3 protein-coding genes are annotated in these 2,234 nt (G+C 40.6%); all 3 read right to left on the bottom strand.

The annotated features are described in order from the left end of the window. Positions 1-630: HNH endonuclease family protein (locus P8O70_06570; GenBank protein ID MDG2196538.1), on the bottom strand; the 630-nt coding region annotated here is incomplete at its 3' end. A 401-nt stretch (positions 631-1,031) separates the two neighbouring features. Beyond that, the gene (locus tag P8O70_06565) at positions 1,032-1,691 is read right to left on the bottom strand and encodes a DUF2071 domain-containing protein (protein MDG2196537.1); all 660 of its coding nucleotides are present in this window, start codon (positions 1,689-1,691) and stop codon (positions 1,032-1,034) included. 112 nt (positions 1,692-1,803) lie between these two features. Beyond that, positions 1,804-2,223, bottom strand: coding sequence for a hypothetical protein (locus P8O70_06560; GenBank protein MDG2196536.1), 420 nt, complete (start codon positions 2,221-2,223; stop codon positions 1,804-1,806). Positions 2,224-2,234: the final 11 nt, after the last annotated feature.

Raw genomic sequence — 2,234 nt, 5'->3', positions numbered from 1 at the left:
CGCTGAGGGCAATGTTAGCTGGCTGGACTGCCCAATGGCAGTGCAGTTCATCTCAGGTGCTTCAAGTGGTAACTCGACTTGATTCCCAAGCAACTTTCGTAAAGCCACCAATTCTTGTCGATCAGCGGTCAACCCCCACTTCAGCTTCACAGCAACCCATGCCTTCGCATATTCTACTTGGTAGGCTGGATTGGGTGGCAACCACTCTGCTGGGTCCTTGGCTCCCTTCTGACGGTTCAGACGACGATCGACAGCAATCAACGTGTCTGGATCATCCAAATCATTGGCATAGGCTCTTTTGCGCTCCCTTGACCAAAAGGCTGCACCAGACTGGTGGGCCTCCTTGAGAGGCACCATGTGATCAATATCCAGCTTGGTCGCATCTGTAATGGTTCTGCCTGAGTAGGGATCGTCCCAGCTTCCTGAGGCCACTATGCAGTCTTTTGAAGACTTGAACCCAACCGTCGAGAGGGATTCCTCAATCAACACCTCATGACGAGCATTCTGGCAATCATGGTCCTCATCAACCCAGTGACGGTAGCTCTTACGGTCGTATTTGGGGCAGTTGGAATCTGCCAAAACTATTGTGGCTATGGCCATCGACAGCAGGAGCAAAATCAGTTGCCGCATCCGATGTACTCTGAGTAAAGGATATTGTGGTTAGGTATGGTGGAAGGAAACAAGATACCTCAATATCATGGCAATGCAGGCTATAACTGCTGAGGCTAGTTTTGTTGGGTAGGTTTGTTGCTGTGGTTTAATGAACATCCAAACTGTATCAGAGGCTGAAAATGTGGGATATTAAAAACTCTAAAGCACAACTAGCCGAGCAGTGTGAAACACAGACTTTTTCAATAGCCTAAGAAAATCGTCTACCGAAGCTACTTCCTCAACAATCTGGAATTTTACTCATAACATTACACGAGGTTAGAATAAAATTATTAAAAATATTCTCATATTACCTCCATTTATAGAATAATACAGAATCATATTAATGAGTGATTTGAATATTTTTTGTCTAATAAATGAAGTTAAATATTATATACAAATCGCCTAAATCTAACATTTATCTCTTTTGAGTAAAAACAGTGATATTGTGTTGGACAAACATCTAGATTAAATTGCTTAGAAAATTGATCATCAATATTTATGACTTCAGCTTCTTTAAGGTTCCAGGTTGGATGAAGAACATCACCTCTGGATACTTTTTCATCTACAATATTATATAAACAATATCTTTCAGTGAACCAATTTGATAAATCAGTCTTTATTTGTTTATCTTTAATCCTAACTTTTAAAGACAGAGAATTCTTTGATTGAACATTATATACATTGTTATCAATATTAATATCCAGAATTGCATATCTATATGGTAAATTAAAGATTTTTTGAGCAAGAAAGTTTCCTAGTCTATGATCTGAGTCTAATGTAAAAAAGTAGATTCCTGGTTTATTTTTATATCGAACATAGGTTCTTAAGTTTAATTCACTTAGTTTTGAAAAAGGTAAAGGAGGTGTAAAGAAAAATCTAATATCAGACATTACAAAGGGTACAATACTTAAATATGCTTTACCATTAAAAGTATCGACCTCTAAATCCTTTGGTAGTTCACTTCTTAATAGATCATAATCTACTTCAAAAGAAACAAATAAAACATCACTCCACTTTTGTTGTATAATCCATTGGGCCATTTAATGTCCTTTGAAAAAGAGACCAAAAAATTTGTACATTCTTTCCCCTTTATACTGCTAACGCTTCCACTACACCGCCTCAAAATATCGATACCGACTAACTGGTGCACCTTCATACACCGCTTGCGGCTTGAACATGGACCGGGCTGGAATCCTCTGAAGCGCACCAAGCAGCCAAACCCAAGGCCATGACAGAGCCATCATGACTGCCTGCTGCAGCCTCCAACCTACCTGTGGCCGTCACCACAAACGTCTGCAACTCATCTAACGTCTGGTCACAGTGGATCAGGAGTGATTCATCCCGCAAAGACTCTTTCAAAGTGTCAATCAATAGTGGCCTACTTTTGAGAGTTGTTAAGAATCCAACCCTCTTCGTTCGCCTCTGGAAGGATCGCTCATCTACCCTCGTTTCAAAATACAGCTGATGCCACCCATGCTTGTCCAGCAATGAACGGAGTGTCACCAAACCATGATTGTTGCGCTCCACACAAAGGATTCCCTCATTGTAATACTGAGCCAGTGTGACCAGCATCTATGCAAATA

The organism is SAR324 cluster bacterium (assembly GCA_029245725.1).
Lineage (GTDB): Bacteria > SAR324 > SAR324 > SAR324 > NAC60-12 > JCVI-SCAAA005.
This window is presented reverse-complemented; position numbering and strand designations above follow the sequence as displayed.